This window comes from Moraxella sp. K02 (assembly GCF_041154755.1).
Lineage (GTDB): Bacteria > Pseudomonadota > Gammaproteobacteria > Pseudomonadales > Moraxellaceae > Faucicola.
The window spans coordinates 150,170-173,562 of record NZ_AP031590.1 but is presented as its reverse complement, the minus strand read 5'-3'; the positions used below and the strand labels follow the sequence as shown (position 1 = coordinate 173,562).

At 43.1% G+C, this 23,393-nt stretch carries 27 protein-coding genes; 1 reads left to right on the top strand and 26 read right to left on the bottom strand.

Annotated elements, in window-relative coordinates:
- Nucleotides 1-183 precede the first annotated feature (183 nt).
- From ACAM39_RS00790 to purL, 3 genes are all read right to left on the bottom strand, one after another.
- The gene (locus ACAM39_RS00790; protein ID WP_369627876.1) at nucleotides 184-909 is read right to left on the bottom strand and encodes a LemA family protein; all 726 of its coding nucleotides are present in this window, start codon (nucleotides 907-909) and stop codon (nucleotides 184-186) included.
- 274 nt (nucleotides 910-1,183) lie between these two features.
- A complete protein-coding gene (locus tag ACAM39_RS00785) occupies nucleotides 1,184-1,879 on the bottom strand; it encodes a YceI family protein (RefSeq protein ID WP_369627875.1) in 696 nt (231 codons plus the stop codon).
- 296 nt (nucleotides 1,880-2,175) lie between these two features.
- Nucleotides 2,176-6,171, bottom strand: coding sequence for a phosphoribosylformylglycinamidine synthase (purL, locus tag ACAM39_RS00780; RefSeq protein ID WP_369627874.1), 3,996 nt, complete (start codon nucleotides 6,169-6,171; stop codon nucleotides 2,176-2,178).
- Nucleotides 6,172-6,521: 350 nt separating this feature from the next.
- On the opposite strand from purL, the gene ACAM39_RS00775 reads away from it, so the two are divergent.
- A complete protein-coding gene (locus tag ACAM39_RS00775) occupies nucleotides 6,522-7,028 on the top strand; it encodes a pyridoxamine 5'-phosphate oxidase family protein (RefSeq protein ID WP_369627873.1) in 507 nt (168 codons plus the stop codon).
- Between the two features lie 124 nt (nucleotides 7,029-7,152).
- On the opposite strand, the gene pgsA is transcribed toward ACAM39_RS00775, so the two are convergent.
- From pgsA to ACAM39_RS00660, 23 genes are all read right to left on the bottom strand, one after another.
- Nucleotides 7,153-7,827, bottom strand: a complete 675-nt coding sequence (gene pgsA / locus ACAM39_RS00770; protein WP_369627872.1) for a CDP-diacylglycerol--glycerol-3-phosphate 3-phosphatidyltransferase — start codon at nucleotides 7,825-7,827, stop codon at nucleotides 7,153-7,155.
- A gap of 1,010 nt (nucleotides 7,828-8,837) precedes the next feature.
- Nucleotides 8,838-9,170: a hypothetical protein gene (locus tag ACAM39_RS00765; RefSeq protein WP_369627871.1), complete on the bottom strand. Its 333-nt coding sequence runs from the start codon at nucleotides 9,168-9,170 to the stop codon at nucleotides 8,838-8,840.
- A gap of 295 nt (nucleotides 9,171-9,465) precedes the next feature.
- Entirely contained in the window at nucleotides 9,466-11,520 is a 2,055-nt protein-coding gene (locus tag ACAM39_RS00760) for a DUF3987 domain-containing protein (protein ID WP_369627870.1), read from the bottom strand.
- Nucleotides 11,517-11,654 carry a hypothetical protein gene (locus ACAM39_RS00755; RefSeq protein WP_369627869.1) on the bottom strand — a complete coding sequence of 46 codons (138 nt, stop codon included), beginning with the start codon at nucleotides 11,652-11,654 and terminating at the stop codon, nucleotides 11,517-11,519. The genes ACAM39_RS00760 and ACAM39_RS00755 overlap by 4 nt, the downstream gene beginning before the upstream one ends.
- Nucleotides 11,647-12,198 carry a KilA-N domain-containing protein gene (locus tag ACAM39_RS00750; RefSeq protein ID WP_369627868.1) on the bottom strand — a complete coding sequence of 184 codons (552 nt, stop codon included), beginning with the start codon at nucleotides 12,196-12,198 and terminating at the stop codon, nucleotides 11,647-11,649. Before ACAM39_RS00750 ends, ACAM39_RS00755 begins: the two co-directional genes overlap by 8 nt.
- Complete coding sequence (locus ACAM39_RS00745; protein WP_369627867.1) at nucleotides 12,195-12,569, bottom strand: hypothetical protein; 375 nt, start codon at nucleotides 12,567-12,569, stop codon at nucleotides 12,195-12,197. Before ACAM39_RS00745 ends, ACAM39_RS00750 begins: the two co-directional genes overlap by 4 nt.
- Nucleotides 12,562-12,972 (bottom strand): hypothetical protein, encoded by a 411-nt coding sequence (locus ACAM39_RS00740; RefSeq protein ID WP_369627866.1) that lies wholly within the window; start codon nucleotides 12,970-12,972, stop codon nucleotides 12,562-12,564. Before ACAM39_RS00740 ends, ACAM39_RS00745 begins: the two co-directional genes overlap by 8 nt.
- Nucleotides 12,973-13,078: 106 nt before the next feature.
- The gene (locus ACAM39_RS00735) at nucleotides 13,079-13,432 is read right to left on the bottom strand and encodes a hypothetical protein (protein WP_369627865.1); all 354 of its coding nucleotides are present in this window, start codon (nucleotides 13,430-13,432) and stop codon (nucleotides 13,079-13,081) included.
- Entirely contained in the window at nucleotides 13,429-13,656 is a 228-nt protein-coding gene (locus tag ACAM39_RS00730; RefSeq protein WP_369627864.1) for a hypothetical protein, read from the bottom strand. The genes ACAM39_RS00735 and ACAM39_RS00730 overlap by 4 nt, the downstream gene beginning before the upstream one ends.
- Nucleotides 13,653-13,865: a hypothetical protein gene (locus ACAM39_RS00725; protein WP_369627863.1), complete on the bottom strand. Its 213-nt coding sequence runs from the start codon at nucleotides 13,863-13,865 to the stop codon at nucleotides 13,653-13,655. The genes ACAM39_RS00730 and ACAM39_RS00725 overlap by 4 nt, the downstream gene beginning before the upstream one ends.
- A 1-nt stretch (nucleotide 13,866) precedes the next feature.
- On the bottom strand, nucleotides 13,867-14,127 hold the full coding sequence (locus tag ACAM39_RS00720; RefSeq protein ID WP_369627862.1) for a hypothetical protein: 261 nt from the start codon (nucleotides 14,125-14,127) through the stop codon (nucleotides 13,867-13,869).
- A 10-nt stretch (nucleotides 14,128-14,137) separates the two neighbouring features.
- Nucleotides 14,138-14,407 carry a helix-turn-helix domain-containing protein gene (locus ACAM39_RS00715; protein ID WP_369627861.1) on the bottom strand — a complete coding sequence of 90 codons (270 nt, stop codon included), beginning with the start codon at nucleotides 14,405-14,407 and terminating at the stop codon, nucleotides 14,138-14,140.
- A gap of 124 nt (nucleotides 14,408-14,531) precedes the next feature.
- Nucleotides 14,532-15,230: a hypothetical protein gene (locus ACAM39_RS00710; protein ID WP_369627860.1), complete on the bottom strand. Its 699-nt coding sequence runs from the start codon at nucleotides 15,228-15,230 to the stop codon at nucleotides 14,532-14,534.
- Between the two features lie 104 nt (nucleotides 15,231-15,334).
- Nucleotides 15,335-15,526 carry a hypothetical protein gene (locus tag ACAM39_RS00705; RefSeq protein WP_065254020.1) on the bottom strand — a complete coding sequence of 64 codons (192 nt, stop codon included), beginning with the start codon at nucleotides 15,524-15,526 and terminating at the stop codon, nucleotides 15,335-15,337.
- 7 nt (nucleotides 15,527-15,533) lie between these two features.
- A complete protein-coding gene (locus ACAM39_RS00700; protein ID WP_369627859.1) occupies nucleotides 15,534-16,877 on the bottom strand; it encodes a tyrosine-type recombinase/integrase in 1,344 nt (447 codons plus the stop codon).
- Nucleotides 16,878-17,169: 292 nt separating this feature from the next.
- Nucleotides 17,170-17,907, bottom strand: coding sequence for a sulfite exporter TauE/SafE family protein (locus ACAM39_RS00695; RefSeq protein WP_369627858.1), 738 nt, complete (start codon nucleotides 17,905-17,907; stop codon nucleotides 17,170-17,172).
- 6 nt (nucleotides 17,908-17,913) lie between these two features.
- Nucleotides 17,914-18,405 (bottom strand): molybdenum cofactor biosynthesis protein MoaE, encoded by a 492-nt coding sequence (locus ACAM39_RS00690; RefSeq protein WP_369627857.1) that lies wholly within the window; start codon nucleotides 18,403-18,405, stop codon nucleotides 17,914-17,916.
- Nucleotides 18,406-18,442: 37 nt separating this feature from the next.
- Nucleotides 18,443-18,706 (bottom strand): molybdopterin converting factor subunit 1, encoded by a 264-nt coding sequence (gene moaD, locus ACAM39_RS00685; protein WP_050325208.1) that lies wholly within the window; start codon nucleotides 18,704-18,706, stop codon nucleotides 18,443-18,445.
- Complete coding sequence (gene moaC / locus ACAM39_RS00680) at nucleotides 18,693-19,190, bottom strand: cyclic pyranopterin monophosphate synthase MoaC (RefSeq protein ID WP_369627856.1); 498 nt, start codon at nucleotides 19,188-19,190, stop codon at nucleotides 18,693-18,695. Before moaC ends, moaD begins: the two co-directional genes overlap by 14 nt.
- A 128-nt stretch (nucleotides 19,191-19,318) precedes the next feature.
- Nucleotides 19,319-20,323 (bottom strand): GTP 3',8-cyclase MoaA, encoded by a 1,005-nt coding sequence (gene moaA / locus ACAM39_RS00675; RefSeq protein ID WP_369627855.1) that lies wholly within the window; start codon nucleotides 20,321-20,323, stop codon nucleotides 19,319-19,321.
- A gap of 2 nt (nucleotides 20,324-20,325) precedes the next feature.
- Nucleotides 20,326-21,612, bottom strand: coding sequence for a molybdopterin molybdotransferase MoeA (locus ACAM39_RS00670; protein ID WP_369627854.1), 1,287 nt, complete (start codon nucleotides 21,610-21,612; stop codon nucleotides 20,326-20,328).
- 9 nt (nucleotides 21,613-21,621) lie between these two features.
- Nucleotides 21,622-22,311, bottom strand: coding sequence for a nucleotidyltransferase family protein (locus ACAM39_RS00665; RefSeq protein ID WP_369627853.1), 690 nt, complete (start codon nucleotides 22,309-22,311; stop codon nucleotides 21,622-21,624).
- A complete protein-coding gene (locus ACAM39_RS00660; RefSeq protein ID WP_369627852.1) occupies nucleotides 22,295-23,389 on the bottom strand; it encodes an XdhC family protein in 1,095 nt (364 codons plus the stop codon). Before ACAM39_RS00660 ends, ACAM39_RS00665 begins: the two co-directional genes overlap by 17 nt.
- Between the last annotated feature and the right edge of the window lie 4 nt (nucleotides 23,390-23,393).

Here is a 23,393-nt window from a genome sequence, read left to right as displayed (position 1 = left end):
GTGTTTCCTCAAAGTATGCAATCTTTTTATTATGATGATGTAATCAATTCAAAAATTAATTTAAACAATCAATCTCGCAATTTATGCAAATCTTATCCAATGAGCCTGCCACCGACTGATGGCAGACTATTTAAAAAAATCTTCTTAACTATTAACCTTAACCATACAGTGAACACTGGTGAATTATGGTTTCGCTGTCGCGGTAGCCGAATTATTTACAGGCTGACCACCGGCATTGTCAGTGTTACCACTGTTTTGCACTGGCTGGCCGCCTGCATTTGCGGTGTTGGTATTGCTATTGCCAAAATCAACGGTTGGTGCAGTGGAGATTTGCGCCTCATTAGCCACAGTAAAGTTTGGGCGGGTATGCATACCAAACACTTTTGCGGTAATATTGGTTGGGAATTGACGTACGGTAGTGTTATAAGTTTGAACGTCTTGGATATAACGACCACGTGCCACGGCAATGCGGTTTTCGGTACCTTCAAGCTGTGCTTGCAATTCTTGGAATTGTTTGTCCGCTTTTAGGTCAGGATAGCGCTCCGACACTGCCATCAAGCGCGATAACGCACTGCCCAATTGATCTTGCGCCTGTTGATAGCGTTGGAAAGCCGCTGGGTCATTGAGCACATCAGCACTTACATTGATAGTCGTCGCTTGTGAACGCGCTTGTGTGACTTGGGTTAAGGTCGCTTGTTCGTGCTGGGCATAACGCTCAACAACTTTGACTAAGTTTGGAATCAAGTCAGCACGGCGCTGATACTGGTTGACTACTTCTGACCATGAGGCGTTGATTTGCTCATCTTGCGCTTGCATAGCGTTATAACCACAACCGGTTAAATTGGCAGAACCCACCACTAACGCTGCGGCTAATACGGTGTTTTTTGCTGTGGTATTGAATGATTTCATAAGTTTTCCTCAAAAATAAATTAAATAAAGTGATGTCTAGGTTTTTGAGAAATTATGAAGCTATGTGTGACTACTGTAAATTTACGTTTTGTATAGTGCTGTATGGTTTTGTATCAAACCGCAGCCCTATGAAACCGCGCTCACAAATCCTACTCGGTTTGGTTGAAAGATGCCCTATCAGTGTTCCATAAAAAAAGACCAGCCAATCAGTGTTCCATAAAAAAAGACCAGCCAACGCTGATCTTTTTGATTACTTTGATTGTTTGCTAAATAATTATTGCTGTACCGCTTCAACTTGGATATTAAGTTTGACGTCTTTAGCAAAACCCATTTTGACATAAGTATCCATGCCCCATTTGGTGCGGTCAATGGTAGTCTCAAAATCACCACCACATACTTGTGCATTTTTTAGCATTGGGCTGTTGTAGCAATTAAATTTGGTGGCTTTTAGGCTGACTGGGTTGGTTTTGCCCAATAGCGTTAAATTACCGTCAACTTTCGTTACTTTGCCATTTTTGAAATGGAATTTAGTTGATTTAAAATTAGCCGTTGGGTATTTTTCAGCGTTAAAGAATTCAGCTGATTTTAAATGATTGGTAAAATTTTCGTTACCGGTGTCAAGACTATTGATAGGAATATCAACATTGATGCTGCCCATACGCTTGGCAGGGTTGTATTCCATGTCACCGGTTAAGCCGTAAAATCCGCCGGTATTGGTGGTCGTACCAAAATGATCAATGGCAAAACGTACATTGGCGTGGTTTGGGTCTAGTTTGTAGCTGGTGCTAGTGCTTGGCTTAACTTTTTCTACTTTGGCGGTTTTAGGCGCTTTTGTGACCGCTGCAGATTGAGCTGCGGCTTCACCAATTTTTTGCGTTTCACCGTTTTGCGAGATAATTAATTCTGCGTTGGCAAATTGTGTGGCTAACAACGCTGCGATAGCGGTAGTGACTAAAAGTTTGCTATTCATGGGATTTTCCTCGATATATTATAAAAACTGTATGGGCTTACAAAACATTGTTAATGAAACTTAACTTATTCCATGTAGGATTAAGTTATTATAACATATAGTTTTTCCTTGTTATCGTGTATTGTTTGTAAATTGTTGCTAGTTTTTGACCGAGCCAAGGTTTTTATCGTGACAGCCTTTATTACCCAGCCTTTATTAATTAAGTCGGGTTAGGTCATTAAAAAAGGATAGCTTTTGCCATCCTTTTATAAAAAAATCCACTATGTTAACTTTTATCTTAACTTTTATCTTAACTTTTATCTTAAGAATGCCCGAGCATTTCTAAACATCCGCATCCACGCCCCGTCATTGTCCCAAGCTTTAGGCTTCCAGCTGTGGTTATATGCCATCAAATTGCGCTCTGGGTGTGGCATCATCAAGGTCACACGCCCATCGGTGCTACAAATCCCTGTCACCCCTTGCGGTGAGCCATTTGGATTGAGCGGATAATGCTCGGTTGCTGTGCCAAGACTGTCCACATAACGCATCACAATTTGCCCATGTGCGCTCATCCCTGCGATATCGGTATCGCTCAAGCTCGCAAAGCCTTCGCCATGTGCCACAGCAATCGGTAGAATGCTCTCTTGCATACCTTTTAACAGCACCGACTTGGTACGTTCAATTTTCACATTCACCGTGCGCGCTTCAAACCGTGCCGATTTATTGGCGACAAAACGGGGAAAATTTTCTGCGCCTGGTATCAAGTCTTTAAGCTGGCTCATCATCTGACAGCCGTTACACACGCCAAGCGAGAAGGTTTCTGGTCGGGTAAAGAATCGCACAAATTGCATGCGTAGTTCGTCATGGAACAGTACCGATTTTGCCCAGCCAGCACCAGCGCCAAGCACATCGCCATAACTAAAGCCGCCGCAAGCCACCAGCCCATCAAAGTCACGCAAGTTGACACGCCCTTTGAGCAAGTCACTCATATGCACATCGACGGCTTCTAGTCCTGCGCGTTTAAAGCCTGCCGCCATTTCTAGCTGACCATTCACGCCTTGCTCACGCAAAATGGCGACTTTAGGCTGCACCGTGCGGCTATTGATGTAGGGGGCTTCAATCGCTTGATTTAAGTCATAATTGGCTTGGGCAATTAAGCCTTGATGTGAGTTATCACCAATCAAATCAAAGGCCTGTTGTACGCATTCGGGGTTGTCACGGTTTTTGGTGATATGGTAGCCCACTTTGCTCCATTCTTGCTCAAGCTCGCTACGCTCAAAACGTAAATTTTGCGTGGCCGTTTGGATGAGTAAACTGTCTTCATCGGTGCTTTGACCAACTAGGCTTAACAACTCGCTGACGCCTGTGGTTTCGGCAAGCGCTAGCAATTGAGCCACTTGATGGGTTTTAACTTGAATCACCGCACCGAGTTCCTCAGCAAACAACTGACCGAGTAAATTATCATCAGTTAACACCAATTTTACGCCTTGACGACTGGTGAATTGCATTTCAGCGATGGTGGCAAGCAAACCGCCATCACCAATGTCATGATATGCCGTGATTAAGCCTTGGTTGTTGGCTTCTTGGATAAAGTTAAAAAAGTTAATTAAATCTTGCGGATTATCCAAGTCTGGGCACGTATCACCCAGTTGGCTTAGGGTTTGGGCAAGGATTGAGCCACCCAAGCGGAACTGACCTTTTGATAAGTCTAAGCGATAAAAAGCGGTTTCGCCAAGCGCCGAGCTGGTTAGCAATTCTGGGGTTAGGGTTTTGGTAACATCTTGCACAGGGGCAAAGGCAGTGATAACGAGCGACATCGGTGACACCACGGACTTGTTTGCCTGCTCATCTGACCAATTCGCCCGCATCGACAAGCTATCTTTGCCCACAGGAATGGCAATGCCAAGTGCCGGACAAAGCGCTTCGCCCACGGCATACACCGCATCAAACAACGCTTGGTCTTCTTTGTCCTCACCACAGGCTGCCATCCAGTTCGCCGACAAGGTAATGTCTGATAACTTGGCGATATTCGCCCCTGCGATATTGGTAATGGCTTCAGCGACCGCAAGGCGCGCAGATGCCGCAGGATTAATCAAAGCAACTGGGGTACGCTCACCCATACTCATGGCCTCGCCTGTCATCGGTTTGCCATCGACAGGGATGAGAGCAGAAGCGGTAACAGCACAGTCCGCCACTGGCACTTGGTAACGTCCAACATATTGGTCACGTACTACCATACCCGTGATGGAACGATCACCAATGCTGATTAAGAAAGATTTACTGGCAACTGTGGGGTGACGCAGCACGTCTTTGACCGCTTCAGCCAAATCGACTTTATCAAGGTTTAACGCTGTCAAATCTGGCGTGCTACGGCTAAAGCTACGCTGCATTTTTGGCGTGCCACCGAGTAGCACTTGTAGGGGCATATCGACCGGTTGTTGGTCGCCTTTGGTGTTGAGTAGTGGGTCATTGACCACCAACTCACGCACGTCAGTCGCTTCACCCAAAATCGCATACGGGCAACGCTCACGCTCACAGATACTATCAAATAGCTCACGGCTCTGTGGACGGATTGCCAATACGTAACGCTCTTGGGCTTCATTTGACCAAATCGCCATTGGCGACATACCATGCTCAAGCGACGGCACTTTACGCAAGTTTAACACCGCCCCAAGTTCGTGGTCATTCACAAGCTCGGGCATGGCATTTGATAAGCCACCTGCCCCCACGTCATGAATCGACACAATCGGATTGTTATCTTCATCTGGTTGGTTTCCCGCCATTGCCCAACAGCGGTCAATGACTTCTTGACAGCGGCGTTCCATCTCGGCATTGTCACGTTGCACGGACGCAAAATCCAAGCCTTCATCAAGCTCACCACTATCCACCGAACTTGCCGCGCCGCCGCCCAAGCCGATTTGCATGGCAGGACCCCCTAGCACAATCAGCAAATCGCCTTGCTGAATCGGATTTTTTTCCACCAAATTGCGTTTGATATTACCGTAACCACCGGCAATCATAATAGGTTTGTGATAGCCCCGCATTTGGCTGCCATCTTGGTCTATTGAGGTATCCAATTGAAATGAGCGAAAATAACCGACCAGATTTGGACGACCAAATTCATTGGAAAACGCCGCACTACCAAGCGGTGCTTGGGTCATGATTTCTAATGCAGACGCCATACGCGCGGGCTTGCCGTAGTCAGCCGTGGAGACTTTTCCGCTGTGCTCCCATTTTTCTGGCATATCAGGCAGCTGCAAATGCGACACATGGAATCCTGCCAAGCCTGCTTTGGGTTTACCGCCACGACCTGTCGCGCCCTCGTCACGGATTTCCCCGCCCGAGCCTGTCGCCGCGCCTGCATACGGTGCAATCGCCGTTGGGTGATTGTGGGTTTCTACTTTCATCAAGATATCAATCGGCTCTTGGTGAAAATCGTATGCTAAATGATTGTTGTCGCTGTTTAATAGCGGATAAAAACGCTGCCCTTCATGCCCTTTTACCACCGCGGCATTGTCTTTATAGGCGGATAAAATGTCGTTGGGATTTTGCTCGAAGGTATTTTTAATCATGCCAAACAAGGATTTTGGCTGTACTTCGCCATCAATCGTCCATTGAGCATTAAAAATCTTGTGGCGGCAATGCTCCGAGTTGGCTTGGGCAAACATCATGAGCTCAACATCGGTCGGATTGCGTTTGAGTTCATTGACGTAGGCATCCATCAAGTAGTCAATATCTTGGCTCGATAACGCAAAACCAAACTCACGGTTCGCCGACTCTAACGCCTCACGCCCTTTGCCCATCACATCGACATGGTTGAGCGGTGCTGGCTCGTGGTCATCGAATAAGTGCTGAGCCTTTGCCAAGTCATAAAATAGGCTTTGGGTCATGCGGTCGTACAACATCATCTCGATATCATGCGGTAGCTTTTCAGGCAAATTTTCGCCGATGAGCGTGTACACCACCAAGCGCTCAACACGTTCAATCGCTATCTCACAATTATTAAAAATATCCGTCGCTTTACTTGCCCAAGGGCTAATCGTACCAAAACGTGGGCTGACGATAATTTGCAGCGCCTCTTGGTTTTCATTTTGATTCTCACCTTGGCTTGCTTGATTGAGCGCGATTTCGTCACCATGATTGAGCAAATCTATCGCTTTCTTATAATCGTGTTCTGCCAAATCTTTAGAAAAAATATAAACTTGCTGGCTTTTTAAGTGAGTGATTTTGAGATTGGTTTTTTGGCTAAGGGAATTTAGCAGTTTGGTGGTTTGAAAATCGGTTAAAAATGGGTGTCCAGCGATGATAGTCATAGAAAGTTCCGCTTGCTTTGGGAAAAGTTGGGAAAATAACAGAAAAATTTGCGGCTATTATAGCATTAAACCCACGGGCGTATCACTTGTCTTGATGGCGATAGACTGTGATTTTACCCTGTGTTTTTTATAAAGTACCTTTCAATTGCGTTACCTTGCGATAACATCGTTAACGGTTTTATACCATTTATTTGCAGCTTTTCGACAGACTTAAATAACAAAAGCCGATATTATCGGCCAAGTTAATGACTTTAACCCAGTTTTAGCGTAACTTTTTAACCAGTTAGCAATAAATTTTTTAGTAGTAAATTCGAGACGTATAATAACCATATAATAACAAGGACATTCTCATGGCAGATCTCACCAAAGAGCAACATATTGAAAATATTAATAAAGTGATTAAAGGCGTCAAATATGCAATGATGACCACCATTACTGCAGACGAAAAACATTTACATGCGTGCCCAATGACCACCAATAAAAATGAATTAGAAAATGGTAAAATTTGGTTCATCGGCGATCGTAAATCAGAAACTATCGAAGACTTGGAAAAAAACCCACAAGTCAACTTATCCTATACCTCAAGCGACCAAAAAGACTTTGTATCTATCAACGGTACGGCTAAGCTAGTTAATGACAAAGCCAAACTAGATGAGCTTTGGAGCCCAATTTATGCGGCGTTCTATGAAAAAGGCAAAGAAGATCCTAACGTGCAAGTGATTTGCATTGAATGTAACGGTGCGCAGTATTGGCTAAGCGGTAATACGGTGGTGGACATGTTTAAGATGGTATCCGCGGCTGTCCAAGAAGGTAAAACTGCAGAAAATATGGGTGAAAACCACTCCGTGACGTTTTAATTATTGGCTTTAAAAAAATACAACCCCAGTTTTTAACTGGGGTTTTTTATGGTAAATTCTGAACTAACAATTTTTTAGAATAATCCATTTTTTTAACGTCATTAGCTTTTTTTAAAGTTATCAATTAGGGCTGTTTTAGATAGGGCCATGCCGCTTTTAGATAAATAAACATTGACCATAACGTCAACACCACTGAAATGACCAATAGTAAATATCCCGTCATTTCAAGTGATTCCCAATTGAGTAGTAATACCGTAATCGCCACCATTTGAAAAGTGGTTTTCATCTTGCCCACATATGACACTGCAACGCTGGTACGATTGCCCAGCTCTGCCATCCACTCACGCAAGGCTGAGACGGCAATCTCCCGTGAGATGATAACAATCGCTGAAATCGCCATGACAATATCAGGATGCCACTGCACCAAAATAATTAACGCAGCAGCAACCATCAATTTATCCGCCACAGGGTCAAGAAACCGCCCAAATGCCGATGTCATATTGAGCTTGCGAGCAAAGTAGCCATCTAACCAATCGGTAATTGCCGCCAAAATAAATACGGCTGTCAATAAAAAATGGCGTAGTAGGCTATCGCTAAACTGATACATGCCGATGTTGGCAATTGCATTGTCACTAATGGCGCTCTGCCCAATCCCCATCGCAGGCGGCCAATAAGCAATCGCCACAAACAGTGGAATCATCACGATGCGCGCAATGGTCAAGTTGTTAGGCAAGTTAAAAATACTGCCCGAGGCAACAGAGGGGTTGGCTGTCTCGTCGGTCACTGGCTTATCGGTCATGGGATTTTTCGTTCATTCTTGTTGTAAGGCGCGGCGTAACGCTAATTTTAGTTGAAATAATTATAACGGTTCTCAAATTAATGTCATTATTTTTTGCCCATAATGCTCGTTTTTGTCATACTTATCAACAAATAAGCGGCTTTACCGTATTGATTTTATGGTATTTTTTACCAAATATGTCATTGTATAAAAAACACTTCAAAAGTAACAAGGTGTAATTAGCTAGTCAAAAATTTAGACTTTTATTGCTATGATAACGTCCGACAACGAAATAATAATAACAATAATAAGAATTATTTCGCTATTAGCAAATTTTGCTGTTGTTAGGTGATTGAAATTTAACTATTTTTTACCCAATTCATTCATCATAGCGTATCAACTTGCGAATTTTTTTATCAATATAGTACTTGGACAATTTTGATAAACCGCGTTTATTGTCAAAAATTTTCGGACTTTTAACACTTACTTGTGCTTTTCCTCAGCCCATTGCTCACCTCCTGCAATGGGTTTTTTTTATTCTCTTAAACCATTGATATATATATACTTATTAAAATTAATATGAAATTTGACCACACTTTTGACCACACTTTCGCAATTCCGCTTGCCCTTTTCTGACTTAAACTATTTTTGTAACTGCGAAAAAATACCCCTGTCCATACTTGGGCAAGGGTAAAAAAATCTTAGGGTAATTATTTCGCAATCAATAACATCTAATTTGGTGCAAACCTATATTTCATTTAAAGAATTATTTTGTTATATTTGACCTTGGATATTAAGTAAGGACTAGGAATGTTAAGTAATTCAATTTACTTTTCACTAGTAGGTACTACTTAATATCCTTTTTTTTACTTCGCAAAACCATACTCCACGTGCTCAATATATGCGATATATAGGGGCTATAATTATTGGTGCTATGGTTATCTATCCAATGGCGTAACGTGGCGATATGGGGTAATAAAAAAGGGGTGTCGTAAAATCACCATACCCCCATCATGCCTGCCAATGGCTAGTTACTCTTTAACCTTGCCATAATTAACCCTATCATTATGCCAGTCATTTAAATGCTGTCTTAATGCCTCAAGCTGGTTAAAGCCCATCTCTAAATAAATCAGTTGCCCAAAATCTCTATCTTTAAAAAATAGGTTTATTTGTACCCCGTCATAACTGCCATCTTTGGGGAAATGTGGGCAATCAGTTAACCCCATGTTTAATGAATAGCCTATTTCGCCCCGTGTATTTGGGGCGGGGTATGCTGTCTTAAGGCTTAAATGCTGTTTATCCTGTGATAAATAGGCTTCAAACTTACCCCACTCATTTTTATATACTGGTTTAAACTTACTCATGTTGAAACATTCCTTTTCGTGGTGAAATAAATATATATTTCTAGAAAACTAGCTAAAGTAGCTAAAGTTGCCGTTAAGCCTTGCTATTACTGGGTTCTAGGTTAGCGGTATGTCTAGCTAAGGATAGCTAAAGTAGCTAAAGTTGCGCTAAAGTTCCCTTATATTTGGCTTGTTTAGCTGAAGTTTAGCTACTTTAGCGGGCTTTAGCTAAGGTTCTAGCTAAACCACAAACCTTGATATATCTAGCGTTCAGCCAAGTTTAGCTAAATTAGCTAATTTTCTAAGGTTTATATTTTTATTTGAATAAAATTGGATTGATAAAAACTAGCTTTTTACGTTCTTGTTGCTCAATCCTTAAATAACCCATACTTTCTAAATCACATAATAAAACGTCTAGCTTTTTACCCCTTAGGGCGGTTGGTGCATTTTGACTAATGAATGACTTGTTGAGCATAGGTGGGTTTTTGCCTGTTGCCTTGCTGATTATCCACTCTATTAATTTTTCAGTGTCGTTTTTATCTTGGGTTTGGATTTCTGCATATCTCAAACGCTCATTAATAGAGTATTCCACCAATAAAAAAGCCCGTTCTAAATACTCTACATTTAACGCCTTTTGATTATCAAAGTAAGCAAAAAGGGTGGCTATGCGGGTGGCATTTTCAGCCATACGCCCCGCAAATGCTCGTAAATACTCTAATTGCTTGCCTTGCTTTTGGCGGTGTTCTACCGATTGCTGATAGTCTGCCAATAGTTTTTTTGCACCAATGCCAAAAGGTAGGTTAAAACGCTCGTCTAGGCGTTCAGTTGGCAAGGGGTCAAGCAAACAGTTGCACCGTTGCCAAAAAGTAATTAATCGTTGATCTGTGTATGGGTTGGCGTTTAATCGCTGTTCACTGTTCCAGTCACGTTCACCAATTAATGACGGTTCACAAGATATTAAAAACCTTGCTAAAAAGCCTTGTCCATTCATTAAGCTATCGTTTAACGCTGGCTCAATAATCGCCCGTTGCCCTGCTAAATCAATCGTTAATCTAACATCATAGGCGGTAGTTTTTGGCGTTCCGTATTGGCTCTTAATACTGCGCTCTCGGTTGGCTCTGCCATCACTCCATAGAGTAGTAAGGCTAGATAGGGCATTGCTCACCGTGTCTGATTTCATGGTATGCCCACCAAAAAATTGCCCTGCTTCATCACTGGATAAAGATAGGTTTTTACAATCGCCTATGATGAATTTATCTAATAAGGCTTCAATGGTGATATCTCTTACAGTGGTGTTTGGGTTTTGTGGCTGGGGTTCGCTTGCGATAAATTCGGCTCGCTCTTTACCTTTTAGGCTATCTTTTTGGGTTTGCCATTCGTCTATCGCTTCAATAAAAGCCTTATATTGCATTTTTTCATGTTGGTGTATCGCATAGTAAGCTAATCGGCTGGCTTGGGTTTTGCCTGCGGTGCTTTCGGCTTCAGTAAGCAAAAATAGGCTTGCTGGCTTATGCTCATAGCCCATAGGGGCATTAACATAGCCTTGCCCTAAAGTGGATAACGCACCTAGAACCGCTTGACCTGCGATTGATAAGGGTACTTGGGCATAATAGGCGATTGCCTGCACCGCTTCACCCAAAACGCCATTAAATGCGCCCAATGGGTAAGGGTTCTTGAATATTACTTTCTGTCTTAGCGGTTCGGGCTCGCCCCATTCAATGCCGTTTAATTCCTTGACCTTAGTTTGCAAGGCTGGCTCTTTGTTTGGGTCGTTGATGATTTCATCTAATGAATAACTGATAACTAAATCGGTTATCGTGTCCACTGTTGCCACCAATCGCACGTTATACCCCTTGAATGTGGTTTCCAGTTGCTTGCCTGTGGGGTAATCGGTGAATAGGGTTACTTGGCTGTGGCTGGCGTGGGCTTTAACCATGCGCTCAAACTGCCAATCCTTCAATGGTGCAATCAGTGAGTATTCGCCATTGATTGTTAAATAGGGGTATAGCTCGATAGCAGTATCAATATTTGCGACTGCCACCACTTGCCCGCCATTGCCCAATATAAAACAATCATTTTCTAAGCCGTGTAACGGGAATGGCTCTGTATTGTCCAATGGGAATATGGCAAGGTTAGACGGCTGGTAATGCTCATCAAATAATATAACGCCTATGCTATTGGCGGTAGGCTGTTCGGTGTGGTCCACGGTGATATTACTATCAATAAAAAGCAATTTATCTTTACCGATACAGTGGGCAAGGTTCACCAATGCGGGGTTATGCTGGTAGGTTTCATAACTTGCCGTTGGCTGTCCTTTGATAAATTCATGAAAGGCTTTATTTGTATTTTTTGATATGGCTGAATTATTCATTTTGATAGCCTCCCATTACTCATAGCTTGGCGTTTATTGGCTTTTTGGCGGTGAGTGCTGGTGTAATACCACTTAGAGAAATAAAGGGCTTTACGCCCCTTATTTTTGCCAATTTTGCGGGCTTGTTTATTCATGGCTCGCACCTCCAAAATTAAGTTGGGGTTGCTGTTGTTCTATTAGTTGGTTTAAGTCTTTGAGCATTTGAGGTTTGGTTTGTTTGCCATGCAAAGCAAGGTTTCGCCCACAAAAAGTTAATAGCTGGGTGATGCTTTTTAGCTCATGGCATAGCTGGTTAATTTGAGCGGTGTGATTGGTCGTTCTAGTTTGCCCTGTTAAAACCTTATCAAATACCTTATAGACTACTGCGTGAAAATCAGCGTCTAGCCATGCGGTATATGCAAACATTAAAGGCTTGCAAGCATACACGCCTTGCATATCGCCACCGTTTATTACTCTTAGCACTTGTTCAGAACCCATTAATGGGTTGTGGGGGTCAGAACCCATTTTTTGATACTGGCGGTTAAAGGCTTGTATTAATTCCTGCGTTTTATCCAGCCGGATAAATCGGCTTGGGGTGTCTTTTTTATGCCCTCCCGCCATGCGGTGCAAGTCATTAAGACAATAAAGCCCATCTAATTGCTTGATTGCTTGAGGGTCGAATGTGATTAACTGGTTCATGCCTTGCCCTCCATCATCACGTTATAATCATTCATGGGCTGCCATGAAATAGGCTTGATAATGAAGTTATCAGTTGATACGGCTTGTAGGTGCATTAAGATATGGTTAGCAACTTCATAGCGATAACCAAACGATACGCCTAATGGCTCTAACGGTTCACCATTGTTAAAAATTTCATAGCTAGGCTTATGAAATACGCCATCTTTAAAGTAACCGTCTTTGCGTTCCCAATAGCTAGGAATATATAACGGCTTTTCGTCTTGGGCTGGCGTGTGAGCTGTGGTATCGGTCGCACTGTGGGCAAGTGCATTTTTGCGTTGGCTGCTTTGGATTTCGTCATTGTGACGTGGTGAAGTAGTTAAACTAGGCATGAAAAATGCCCTCCTGTGGTTTTTTGATTAGAGAAATTAACCTTACTGCTATGCAATAGGGTGACGGGTTCATCTCTAATAGCCCCACAAGGCTATCCCAGCTTATTCGCCATACGGCTGTTGTATTAGGCTGTGTAAACCCGTCATAGCTGATTGCCAATGCTGGCATGATATGACGGTTCGCCCCTGTTGATTTGGGGCGGTGGGTTGTGTCTTTATCTTGGTTCGCTTGAGAGGCTTTCCAAAATTTAGGCACAAAAAAAGCCAATGAGTAACGGCTTGGCTTGCCGTTGTGGGTTTTATTAGAGAGGTCTCTATTGTCCATCATGCCTGCCACCAATGGCAAGCTATTCTTAAGTGAATTAAATTCACCAATATTTAATAGTCTTAAAATTTTACTCATGCTATTATTTCCATAAGGTCATGTGGTGTGACTTGGGGCGTTATCTGTAAAAGGATAATGCCCTTTTTCATGTTCAAGCCATTTTTAAAAATAGTATTTTTTGCTTTCATTTTTGATGATTGCTCTCTAAAGTTTTTTGGTGCATTTTGCACAAATTCTGTTGCATGAGTTGATGTTTGTTGCACGCTCCACCCCTTGACTGGCAAGGGATACAAGCTTTTTGATAATTCCCCCGAATTGCCTGTTTTGTTGCATAAAATAGTGGTTTATTTCCTATTTTGTTGCTTGCTTCCACTGGCTGACATTGGGTAATCACTACCAAAACTATCAACAATAAAATAGCGATATTGATTTTTTGGATAATCTCGCCCAACTTTCCCCTAATCTTGCCAATATCCTGCCCACGGATAGCACGTTGTAGCTTGTTTGGGTGTTGAGTGGTATGTTTATATCGACTCATGTTAAAACCCTTAAAATTGCCTGTTGTGGTGGCTCTATAAATACTGCCCTTTTAATACTGAATACTTGATTAGGGTTCACGGCTTGTAAAAACTCTACAACGGTTTCGGCTGTCCAGTAATCCATGAATATATCGGTATTCGCTGGTTGTATCGGCTCATTATTCATTACTACAAAATAATCATCATTCGGGTTTATGGGCTCGATATCAGGATATAGGCTCATATCTCGCCCGCCTTTTGGTTATCCTGTGATGGCTCATTCAATGCCTTGACCTGTTCTTGTATGTCCCATATTTGAGCAGTCAAGATATCGAACTCATTTTCTATCTGTTCAGGGTTAAGATGATTATTCATTGCATGATTCGCCATAAATTCGGCTTGGTGCAGTAAATCTTCTAAACTGTCGGATAATTGATTCAACTGGTATTTCATGTCATGCCCCTGTTATCGCTTGGATATAACTAGGCTCTAGCCAATATTCTTTTATTCGCTTGCCATTTGGTAGTTTGATAAATTGGCTTTGAATGGGTATGCCATCATCTCGCCTTAAATCGCCATAGCGTTGTGAGGCACTCATGCAACCGAATAAGTCTAATACTTCTAAAGGTGTCCTACGGTTGCCCGCCATTAAATCAGCAAGTAATAAGCGTTTGTGCGTTTTAGTATCGTTTGGGCTTGGGGTGTTGTTTGTCATGGTTTGCCCCTTATGCTGTCTTATTGTCTAAATAGTCGATTAACTCGCTATTTCTAAAATAATGGGCATTACCAATGGTGATAGGTTTTACAAACTTGTCCGCCTTAATCCAACGTGTGAGCGTCAAAACGTGGATTTCCAGTAGCTTTGCTACGGTGCTACGGCTGGTTATGCCTTTGGGGTTGTTGGCAAGGTCGGTAAAGGTGGGTAGTGGCTCGCCTGTCACCTTTTCGGCTGGCGTGTTTTCCACTTGTTGCGGGGTTTTGGTTTTTACTGGCATTGCATTAACTCCTTTAGTGTTTATTCGGGGTTTGATATCGAATGTTGCTAAAGGAAGTGTAATGTTTAGGAATTTTTATTGGGATATAACTGCTTTTTAAATACTAGGGTTTACGGCGTAATACCTACTTTTTATTCTCTCTAACCGCCTCTCTTAGAAGTTCAAGAATTCTTTCATAAGTAATTTTATAATTATTATGATGACTAGCTATCCATTCCGCTACAGAAGTCGCAGCAAGTTTCTTATTTAACTCTAGACACCTTTTTTCATATAAACTTAGGTAAAAAGCTTTTTGTTCTTCTACTCTGTTTCCCCAACGTTGCTGCGCAATTTTAGTTTTCATACGAGATTCATTAGCATTATATTGATTTTCATAATCAACTCTAGCTGACCATCTAGCGTATTTGATATTAGCGAGTTGAGTACAAAAAATTGATGTAGAGGCTCGTTTCCAGCGAAAATAAACTAACAGTGCCATTTCTCTTAAAAAAATAATGTTTTTCAATTCTTCAACAATGTCCATTGCTACTTTTAAGTCTCTATCATCTTCAATATCAAATTGACTAAGTAAGTTATTTAAAACACGTTTAGGTATTTTAAATTTTTTATATAGACTTATGACATCATCAGATGAAATAGCCTCCTTGCTCTCTAATAGCTCTCTGATTTTTCGATATATAAAGGTATCTAAATCATAAACAACTGCAATATTCTCAAACTCAATTTCATCGCTAAAAATAGGCTTAAAACAATTTTTAAATATTGCTTCGTTGGTTGGATTACCTAAAATATACTCTAACGTCTTATCTTCATCATTAAACATCACTCGCACCATACGCACCGAACAAAGAAAGGTGCAAGGCGTTGGCGGGCTTGGTGCGGTTGCCTGCCGTTCGGGTAGCTATCCCTAGCCTTGCAAAACTGGTCTTAAACTCTAATCAAGCGATAACCCCGCATAAATAACGCCTGTTGTAAGTCATTCAGTGGTAAAAAAGGATTGTCCAAAATATCGCCTAACTGGTCTATTTCCTCCCGGGTCATTACCAAAATATGCCCGCTTGGGGTGGGCTTGGTGTCCAATGCTGGCAAGGTATCATTCATAGCTGGGGTATTATTCATGGTTCACCTACTCATTAACCGCCTGTTGGTTGGCTTTGGCTTTATCCAGGTAAATAATATTGTCCACCTTGCCCGCTTTGAGATCATCTAAGTAGTTTGCCCATGCGGCCATCATGTCATGACGTTTATTAAGCCATTTAACGCGGTTGTATGCCCTGCCGTTAGCGTCCCTCACGTTGTGGCCTAACTGCATTTCAATAAGGCGATAATCATAATTTAATCGTTCCTCTAACATGGTCCTGGCAGTTGCCCTAAACCCATGCGGGCTATGTACCCCAAAATAACCCCTATTGCAAAAATCCTTGCCTATGCCTGCCTTATTCATTGATTGACTATTGAGCAATTTATTAACTTGTTGCCCATCTGCAAAAGGTTTTGATTTTCGTCTGCCATTATAAAAAACGTATTCCATACCGCCTGTTATTGGCTTCATACGCTCAATAATGGCCATTGTTTGCGGTACTAGAGGTATTACTAAGCTATCAACCATATCATGCCGATTAACGCCCTTTTGTGGCTCAAATTCCCACTGTTTAGCGGTCAGGTCTAGATCAGCCCATTTCATAGTGCAAATATCACCAATGCGGGCAAAAGTAAGGGCCAGTAATTGCAATATCTCTTTATTGAAATTATCACTAGCGGGCAAGCTGTCTATTTCTTTTAGGAGTAGGCTAAATTCTTGGGGGTCAATAATAGCGGGGTGATGTTTTTGGCGTGTTGGCTTTAAGGCTCTAGCCTCTTTAACTGCCGTTACGGGGTTATGCTCTATCAAGCCATTGATAACCGCATGGGCAAAAATACGGCTTGCAATTCCCTTTACTCGGTTGCCCTTTTGAATATGCGTTTTTTGCACTTGTTTAAGTAGTCTTAATACCTGGGGGGTGCTTATTGTGTTTATCGGCGTGTCTGCAAACTCTTTTAACAACGGGTCTAAAAGAAAATTCCAATTTTTAAGGGTTTGCTCTGCTAGAACATGGGTAGGGTTATTGGTCTGTTCATCTAGCCAATCCATTGCAACGGCCTTAAATGTGGTGTCCATTGCATAGGCTTGCTTCTTAACTTCCTGTTGCCGGTTAGTCTTAGGATCAATCCCCTGCTCTAACAAGGCTAAATTATCACGGTGAGCTTGGCGGGCTTGTTCTAGTGTAAATCCGTTGGCATAGTTGCCTAATGTCATTTCGATTTTATTTTTTGTTAGCGGGTGTGTGTAACGGTGTTGAAATTCCACATAATCGCCCCTTATGCGTATTCTTAAGCCTTTATAACCATCAATAGAATAATAGGCTTTATCTTTGCCCACACTATCCTTGATCGCTTTTTTGATTTGGTTATCGCTTTTAATGCTTGCCACAATTAACCCCTAATCTTGACCACACTTTTGACCACACTTTTTTGCGTCTTATAATGTTGTCGATTGTTTACCAATAATTGCCATATTACCCTTGCAAGCCTTGATAGTAAAGGATTTTATGTTTTCGATTGTTGGGGTTTGTTTTCGTATGTTTTCGTTATATGTTCCCCTGCAATGGGTTTTTTTTATGGCGCAAGCGGTGAATTGAATGAATGTTGCAATTCATCGCATTTTTTAGGTTGGTACTTTTTTAGGTTGGTGATAGATGCAGCGGTTGGTATCTACCTAACCGTCAAAAATTTGCCAGCATTTTCAGCCCTGCAATGACTAATACGAGAGATAATAATTTATTGAGCATTGGGTCGGCAAGGCGTTTGCTACCATACGTTGCGCCAATGAAACCCCCTACACACACCGCTATAAGCCAGATTGGTAGTTGATTTGGCAGTTTTGCCCCTGTCGATAGCACACCAAACAAGCCTGAAATTGAATTCACCAAAATAAACCCCGACGCTACACCCGCGACAATTTTAGGGCTTGCCCAACGGTTAAACAATAAAATTGGACTTAAAAAAACACCACCGCCCACTCCCGTCAATCCCGAAAGCAACCCTAAAATAGCCCCCATGATTGCCAAAATCCATTTTGACACCTGTTTTAATGGTTGCTCGCTAGTGAGTTTTTTGGCAAAGATAAATGAATAAATAGCCGAAAAAATCAGTACCGTCCCAACAATCGGCTTATATAAATGACTGGGTAAATGGGTCATTCCCCCGATAAACGCCATCGGTACCGCGGTAATAGCAAGGGGAATAAAAATTTGCCAAGAAAAGTTTTTTGCAGAATAAAATCGCCAAAACGCAATGATTGACACCAAAATATTAAGACATAATGCGGTGGGTTTCATCATACTTGGCGCAACGCCGACTAACCCCATCATCGCAAGATAACCCGATGCACCGCCATGCCCGACTGATGAATAAAGCAAGGCAGAAATAAAAAACAGCACGCTTAATACGGTAGTTGTCATTGCTTGTTAACCATTATTAGAAAGCCACAGACTCTCAGTACTGTCGGCATAAAATTCTTGTTTCCACACAGGAATATCCGCTTTAATCGCATCTAGTAGCCAACGACACGCATCAAACGCAGGATAACGGTGGGCAGCCACCACCCCAATCCACACTGCCATCTCACCAATCGCAAGGTCGCCAATACGGTGTATGGCAATGGCGTTTTCGATATCAAACTGGGCTTTGGCTTGTTCAATCAGTTCTTTGCCTTGATTGAGTGCCAGTTGCTCGTAGCCGTAATAAGTGAGTTTGGTAACAGGGCGAGCGTTATTGTGATTACGTACCCAGCCTTCAAATGTCGCTAACGCCCCGCAAGTATCGCTCATTAAAGCGTGTTTAAGCCGTCTGTCGTCAATGGCTCGGTCAGTCAATGCAAAGCCGCTAGTAATCACGGTGTGGTAGGCTTGGTCTTCACTGATGCTAATGGTGGATGAGCCTTTATGCAATGCATTCATGGTTTTCTCTATATTGTTTAAAGGGCGTATGCGATATTCAACCACCCGCCACAGGCGGAATAAAGGCGACGATATCGCCATCTTGTAGCGGCGTTTGCCAGTTGGTAATATGGTGATTGATTGCCACAGCAAGTTTGGTTTGGGCGAGTTTAAAACCGTAGTGTGCGCTTAACGTTTGGTAAAGCTCGGTCAAGTTATCACCGTCAAAGCGGATTGTTTCTTCGTCTTTCCCTGCTTGTTCAGCAAGGCTTGCAAAGTATAAGATGGCTAAATTTTTCTCAGACGCGCTAGGTGTTGGCATAGTCGGATTTGCCCCCTGTTTTGGTGAGTAGCCTGATATCACTGATGGTGATGTCGTGAGATAATGCTTTGGTCATGTCGTAAATCGTTAGGCAAGCCACCGACACAGCGGTTAAGGCTTCCATTTCCACGCCTGTTTTGTGGGTGACTTTGACGGTGGCAGTGACGTGGATTGAGCAGTTGTTATCATCATACTCAAAGCCGATTTTTACCCCATCGAGTGGCAACTGGTGGCAAAGCGGAATCAGCTCGTGGGTGCGTTTGCTTGCCATGACCCCTGCAATGTGCGCGGTCTGAGTAATTGAGCCTTTTTTGGTGATGCCATCGGCGGATTTTATTATTTGGTAACTGTCGCTAGGGAAAATAACTTGCCCTACGGCGGTGGCAGTACGTTGGGTTATCGCTTTGCCCGACACATCGACCATGGCGATATAGCCGTGTGCGTCTAAATGCGTCAGGTCTAAGGGCGTTAATTGTGTTGTCATGTTTTGGATTTTCACCCCTCAAATGTGGCACAAAATTACATAAACTTATACGCTTATTAAGCTGCGTTTGAATGAGCAAATTTGTCCTAAATTTGCCTATTTTATATTTTAAAAAAATCTGCCATCGATTAGCCGCCAATCATCGACAAATTCGCCATGATACCACTGTCGTTTTGCTTGAGTAAATGATGCTCGGGCTTAATCGGCATTAAGCTTTGCAAGGCATGAACCAATCCATCGACATCGCCATTTGCCAAAAACGCACGCACATCATAACTGCCATTATCAAACAAACACAAATGTACTTTGCCTTGGCTACTCACTCGCAGGCGATTGCAACTGTCGCAGAACTGCGGGGCGTAAGGCTCAATCAGCCCAATACCGCCGACATAATCGGCATGGCGATATTCAATCGCAGGGCCTGCATCGCTTGCTCGACGTTGGGATTGCCAACCATTTTGTAACAAAAAATCTTTGATACGCTGACCACTGCTATGTTGGGCAAAAAACAAAGCTTTATTATCCGAAGTTTGCATAAACTCAATAAAACGGTAAGTGACAGGGCGATTTTTGACAAAACTTAACACGGACTGCAAGTTATCAAAGGCGGTGTCTGCCATCAAAATACCGTTGAGTTTTAGCTTAATATCGGTGGTTGCTAGCAATGTATCGATGTCTTGTAACAGCGTTGGCAATAGATCAAAGCCGGTGATTTGTTTAAAAATGGTGGGGTCAAAGCTGTCGATACTGATGTTAAGCTGATTTAGCCCTGCCGTTTGCCAATCGGATAAATGCTTGGCAAGCCGATAGCCGTTGGAGCTAACCGCCACTGTTTGGATGCCTTGGGTCTGTTTGGCAAGTTCGATGATGCGCGGTAAATCTTGTCGAATCGATGGCTCACCCCCCGTCAGCCGCACTTTGGTGGTACCTAGTTTGGCAAAGCCTTGTATTAAAACATCGATTTCGGATACAGAAAGCTCGTTGTCAGGGCGCTTACCCGCGTTGGCAGTATAGCCATTGGGCAGACAGTAATGACAGCGAAAGTTGCAAAAATCGGTAATCGACAGGCGTAAATAGCTTAACTGGCGATGAAAATTGTCCACCAAATTTAATGAAGAATGTTGCGGAGTCATCGTTAGCTAAAGTTCCAACTAAACGGCTGCACTGTCACTATTTCGCCTGCTTTTACCCCTGCATTGTCTTTGGGTAATACAAGCAAGCAATTGGCTTGGCTAAGCTGTTTTACACGGTGGGAGTCTTGGGCAGATAAAGGGGTTACGCTAAAACTGCCGTCTTCATGTTGGCAAAAAACCGCTCGCTGATAATCTTGGCGTCCTGCTCGCTTGTTGATGTCGTGGGTGGTTTTAGCAAACAGTTGCAGCGGTTTTGGGATATCTGATTGTACCACGCCCGATAGTTGCCACAGCGCAGGTTTGACAAAATTAAGGCAGCATACCACGGTAGATAGCGGATTGCCGGGTAACCCAAAATACATGACCGTTTTTTTGTCTTGTTCAAATTCCCCAAATATAAAGGGTTTACCTGGTTTCATCGCCACTTTGTAATGGTGAATTTTGCCGAGTTCCTGAATGACTTGGGTTAAAAAATCATAATCGCCCACCGATACACCCGCCGTAGAAATAATCACATCACATTCGGCTATCGCTTGCTGAACAGTGCGACGAGTGGTCTCAAGGTTGTCAGGGACAATGCCATAGTCTTGAATGGCAATCGGCAACTGCTTTAATAACGCTTTTAGCGTGGGCGTGTTGGAATTATAAATTTGGACAAGCGTTGCCAGCGGCTGCCCCACGTCGACCAGCTCATCGCCGGTGGCAATAATGCCAACCGTGAGTGGCTGAAATACCTGCACGTTATCCACGCCTAAATTGGCAAGTAAGCTGATATCACTGGGGTTTAGGCGTTTACCAATCGTTAGAACGGTTTCGCCTGCTTGCACTTCCTCGCCTTGGCGGCGAATATTTGCGCCCACTTTAGCGGTTTGGGTCAAGCGAATGTGATAGGCTTGGCTGTTATGCAAACTAGGCTTAATGTCGCTAAGGTTGGTGTCTTCCTGCATCACCACCGTGTCGCAGTCATTTGGCACCACCGCGCCGGTAAAAATTCGCACGCCTTGATTAGGTCGTAAACGACCGCTAAAAGGTTTACCTGCCCCCGATTCACCGATGATTTCAAGTTGGCTATCTTGGTTAAGATAGCTACCCATAGCAATCGCAAAACCATCCATGGATGATAGATTTTGGCGGGGAATATCAAAGGATGCGGCAATATCTTGGGCTAAGATGTGGTTTTGCGCCTCTAACAAACCTACTGTTATGGTCTTCACCTCGCCTAGATGCGACGTTAAATAGTTCTCTAGGCGCTCATTAATCGCTTGTTTTAGTTCATTGACAGAAATCATCAGGTTGTCTCAATTAAAATGTCGGGTCGGCGCTAAAAGGTGATAGGCTGTTTTTAGCTGCTCAAATTGTTCTAAGGTATCAATATCTTGGCTTAAATGCGGCAGCGGTATCGGATAAAGCTGATAAACTTTACCATCGGTGGGCGAAACGATAGCGGTTTGGTGTTGCCATAACGCCCGAAAACCTTTATCGCCTTGCAACTGATGACCAAATGCTCGCAAAAAACCCCAAGGTAAATTGACGGGAATCCCGCAAATTGGTTGATTCGTATCGCCATACTCACTCACAATCAGCTGATGGTCTTCAACATTTTGGCTTAATAGCTTCAAATCATCGAGGGTTATCGCCACTTGGTCAACAGTCAAGAACAAAATCCGCATCGCAGCACTTAATTGCTGTTGTTGTAATATTGTCATTGCATACTGAATCGATTGCGCCATCCCTGTTTGCGGCGTTGGATTATCAACGACTGTGACGGCAAATGGTGCAACTTCGTTGTGTAACGCTTTAGATATTGGGTTATCAAGTTTTGGCAAAACCACCAACACTTGATGAGGCTGCAATTGGCGAGCCAGTTGAATTTTTTCAGCCAGCAAGGTTTGATGATTTTTTACAATCAGCTGTTTGGCAAAACCAAGACGCTGGCTCAATCCTGCCGCCAAAATTACCACGGTTAAATTGCTAGGCGTGACGGTCATGATATACCTGTTGAATTTGGGCAGTGATAGATAAAGCCACCGCTTCGGGCGTATCGCCACCGAGCGCTAAACCCACAGGATAGAACAAATTAGCAGGTTTCACCCATTGATAACCATCGTCAATCTCACCAAGCAACTGTTCAGTGCGATATGTGGGCCCTAATTGCCCAATAAAAAAAGGCGAATTTTGGGCTTTAAAGGCTTGACTGAGCCATACTCTGTCTTGACTCAGACTATGGGTCATTATCACCACAGCGGTCGGCTGCGGTGACTCAAAAAAAGTCTGCACAGACTCGGCTTTTTCAAGGGCAATCTGCACAAAATTGGCGTGACCCTGCCCGCGACAATGGGCAATCACATCCAAACGACTATCAATCACCGTCACTTGCCAGCCTTGCAAATTTGCCATGGTCATCAAGGGTAAACAATCTTGCCCCGCCCCAAAAATTAATAACTGTAGCGGTGGTTGTAGCGTTTCTACAAAGAGGCTCAGTTGTTGCGCTTGTTTTTGATAAACATGCAGCATAAAACGACTTTTACGGCTGGCAGCGATTTGATTAACCAATTGCCAATCTTGCTGACCCAATTGCGACAACTGTGTCAAGGGCAGATGCTGTCCAACCACAAACTCATCTGAGTTTGAGGTGATAACTGTAGCCAGTGTTTGTGGCTGTTTTGTCTGTTTTAATTGCTGGAAACAGGCAAATAATGCAGATTGTTCATTCAAAACCAGACGTTCAAATAATACTTGAATGACGCCTTGACAGCCGAGTCCAAAGCCTTCTTGCTCATCACTGTCATCGGCTACCTCATCTTGTGATAACTGGCTATCGGTTGCAGTATGATAGGTTTTGAGCGTTGCCCCATCTCGCGTTAGCCAAAAGGCTCGCTGAACCAAGTGCTTTTCAAGACAACCGCCACTCACCATGCCTATGGATTGACCATCGGCTAAAATCAACATTCTAGCGCCAGGTTGCCGATAGGCTGACCCTTCGACACTCACCACTGTGGCTAGTACCGCTTCACTGTTGGGCGGTAACTGCTCAAGGGTATCAAAGATATCAAACAAGTGGTTCATAGCA

What these genes read in the sequence shown, in the direction of transcription:
- ACAM39_RS00790 (WP_369627876.1), bottom strand. Translation starts at nt 909, where the DNA reads ATGAAATCATTCAATACCACAGCAAAAAACACCGTATTAGCCGCAGCG.
- ACAM39_RS00785 (WP_369627875.1), bottom strand. Translation starts at nt 1,879, where the DNA reads ATGAATAGCAAACTTTTAGTCACTACCGCTATCGCAGCGTTGTTAGCC.
- purL (WP_369627874.1), bottom strand. Translation starts at nt 6,171, where the DNA reads ATGACTATCATCGCTGGACACCCATTTTTAACCGATTTTCAAACCACC.
- ACAM39_RS00775 (WP_369627873.1), top strand. Translation starts at nt 6,522, where the DNA reads ATGGCAGATCTCACCAAAGAGCAACATATTGAAAATATTAATAAAGTG.
- pgsA (WP_369627872.1), bottom strand. Translation starts at nt 7,827, where the DNA reads ATGACCGATAAGCCAGTGACCGACGAGACAGCCAACCCCTCTGTTGCC.
- ACAM39_RS00765 (WP_369627871.1), bottom strand. Translation starts at nt 9,170, where the DNA reads ATGAGTAAGTTTAAACCAGTATATAAAAATGAGTGGGGTAAGTTTGAA.
- ACAM39_RS00760 (WP_369627870.1), bottom strand. Translation starts at nt 11,520, where the DNA reads ATGAATAATTCAGCCATATCAAAAAATACAAATAAAGCCTTTCATGAA.
- ACAM39_RS00755 (WP_369627869.1), bottom strand. Translation starts at nt 11,654, where the DNA reads ATGAATAAACAAGCCCGCAAAATTGGCAAAAATAAGGGGCGTAAAGCC.
- ACAM39_RS00750 (WP_369627868.1), bottom strand. Translation starts at nt 12,198, where the DNA reads ATGAACCAGTTAATCACATTCGACCCTCAAGCAATCAAGCAATTAGAT.
- ACAM39_RS00745 (WP_369627867.1), bottom strand. Translation starts at nt 12,569, where the DNA reads ATGCCTAGTTTAACTACTTCACCACGTCACAATGACGAAATCCAAAGC.
- ACAM39_RS00740 (WP_369627866.1), bottom strand. Translation starts at nt 12,972, where the DNA reads ATGAGTAAAATTTTAAGACTATTAAATATTGGTGAATTTAATTCACTT.
- ACAM39_RS00735 (WP_369627865.1), bottom strand. Translation starts at nt 13,432, where the DNA reads ATGAGTCGATATAAACATACCACTCAACACCCAAACAAGCTACAACGT.
- ACAM39_RS00730 (WP_369627864.1), bottom strand. Translation starts at nt 13,656, where the DNA reads ATGAGCCTATATCCTGATATCGAGCCCATAAACCCGAATGATGATTAT.
- ACAM39_RS00725 (WP_369627863.1), bottom strand. Translation starts at nt 13,865, where the DNA reads ATGAAATACCAGTTGAATCAATTATCCGACAGTTTAGAAGATTTACTG.
- ACAM39_RS00720 (WP_369627862.1), bottom strand. Translation starts at nt 14,127, where the DNA reads ATGACAAACAACACCCCAAGCCCAAACGATACTAAAACGCACAAACGC.
- ACAM39_RS00715 (WP_369627861.1), bottom strand. Translation starts at nt 14,407, where the DNA reads ATGCCAGTAAAAACCAAAACCCCGCAACAAGTGGAAAACACGCCAGCC.
- ACAM39_RS00710 (WP_369627860.1), bottom strand. Translation starts at nt 15,230, where the DNA reads ATGTTTAATGATGAAGATAAGACGTTAGAGTATATTTTAGGTAATCCA.
- ACAM39_RS00705 (WP_065254020.1), bottom strand. Translation starts at nt 15,526, where the DNA reads ATGAATAATACCCCAGCTATGAATGATACCTTGCCAGCATTGGACACC.
- ACAM39_RS00695 (WP_369627858.1), bottom strand. Translation starts at nt 17,907, where the DNA reads ATGACAACTACCGTATTAAGCGTGCTGTTTTTTATTTCTGCCTTGCTT.
- ACAM39_RS00690 (WP_369627857.1), bottom strand. Translation starts at nt 18,405, where the DNA reads ATGAATGCATTGCATAAAGGCTCATCCACCATTAGCATCAGTGAAGAC.
- moaD (WP_050325208.1), bottom strand. Translation starts at nt 18,706, where the DNA reads ATGCCAACACCTAGCGCGTCTGAGAAAAATTTAGCCATCTTATACTTT.
- moaC (WP_369627856.1), bottom strand. Translation starts at nt 19,190, where the DNA reads ATGACAACACAATTAACGCCCTTAGACCTGACGCATTTAGACGCACAC.
- moaA (WP_369627855.1), bottom strand. Translation starts at nt 20,323, where the DNA reads ATGACTCCGCAACATTCTTCATTAAATTTGGTGGACAATTTTCATCGC.
- ACAM39_RS00670 (WP_369627854.1), bottom strand. Translation starts at nt 21,612, where the DNA reads ATGATTTCTGTCAATGAACTAAAACAAGCGATTAATGAGCGCCTAGAG.
- ACAM39_RS00665 (WP_369627853.1), bottom strand. Translation starts at nt 22,311, where the DNA reads ATGACCGTCACGCCTAGCAATTTAACCGTGGTAATTTTGGCGGCAGGA.
- ACAM39_RS00660 (WP_369627852.1), bottom strand. Translation starts at nt 23,389, where the DNA reads ATGAACCACTTGTTTGATATCTTTGATACCCTTGAGCAGTTACCGCCC.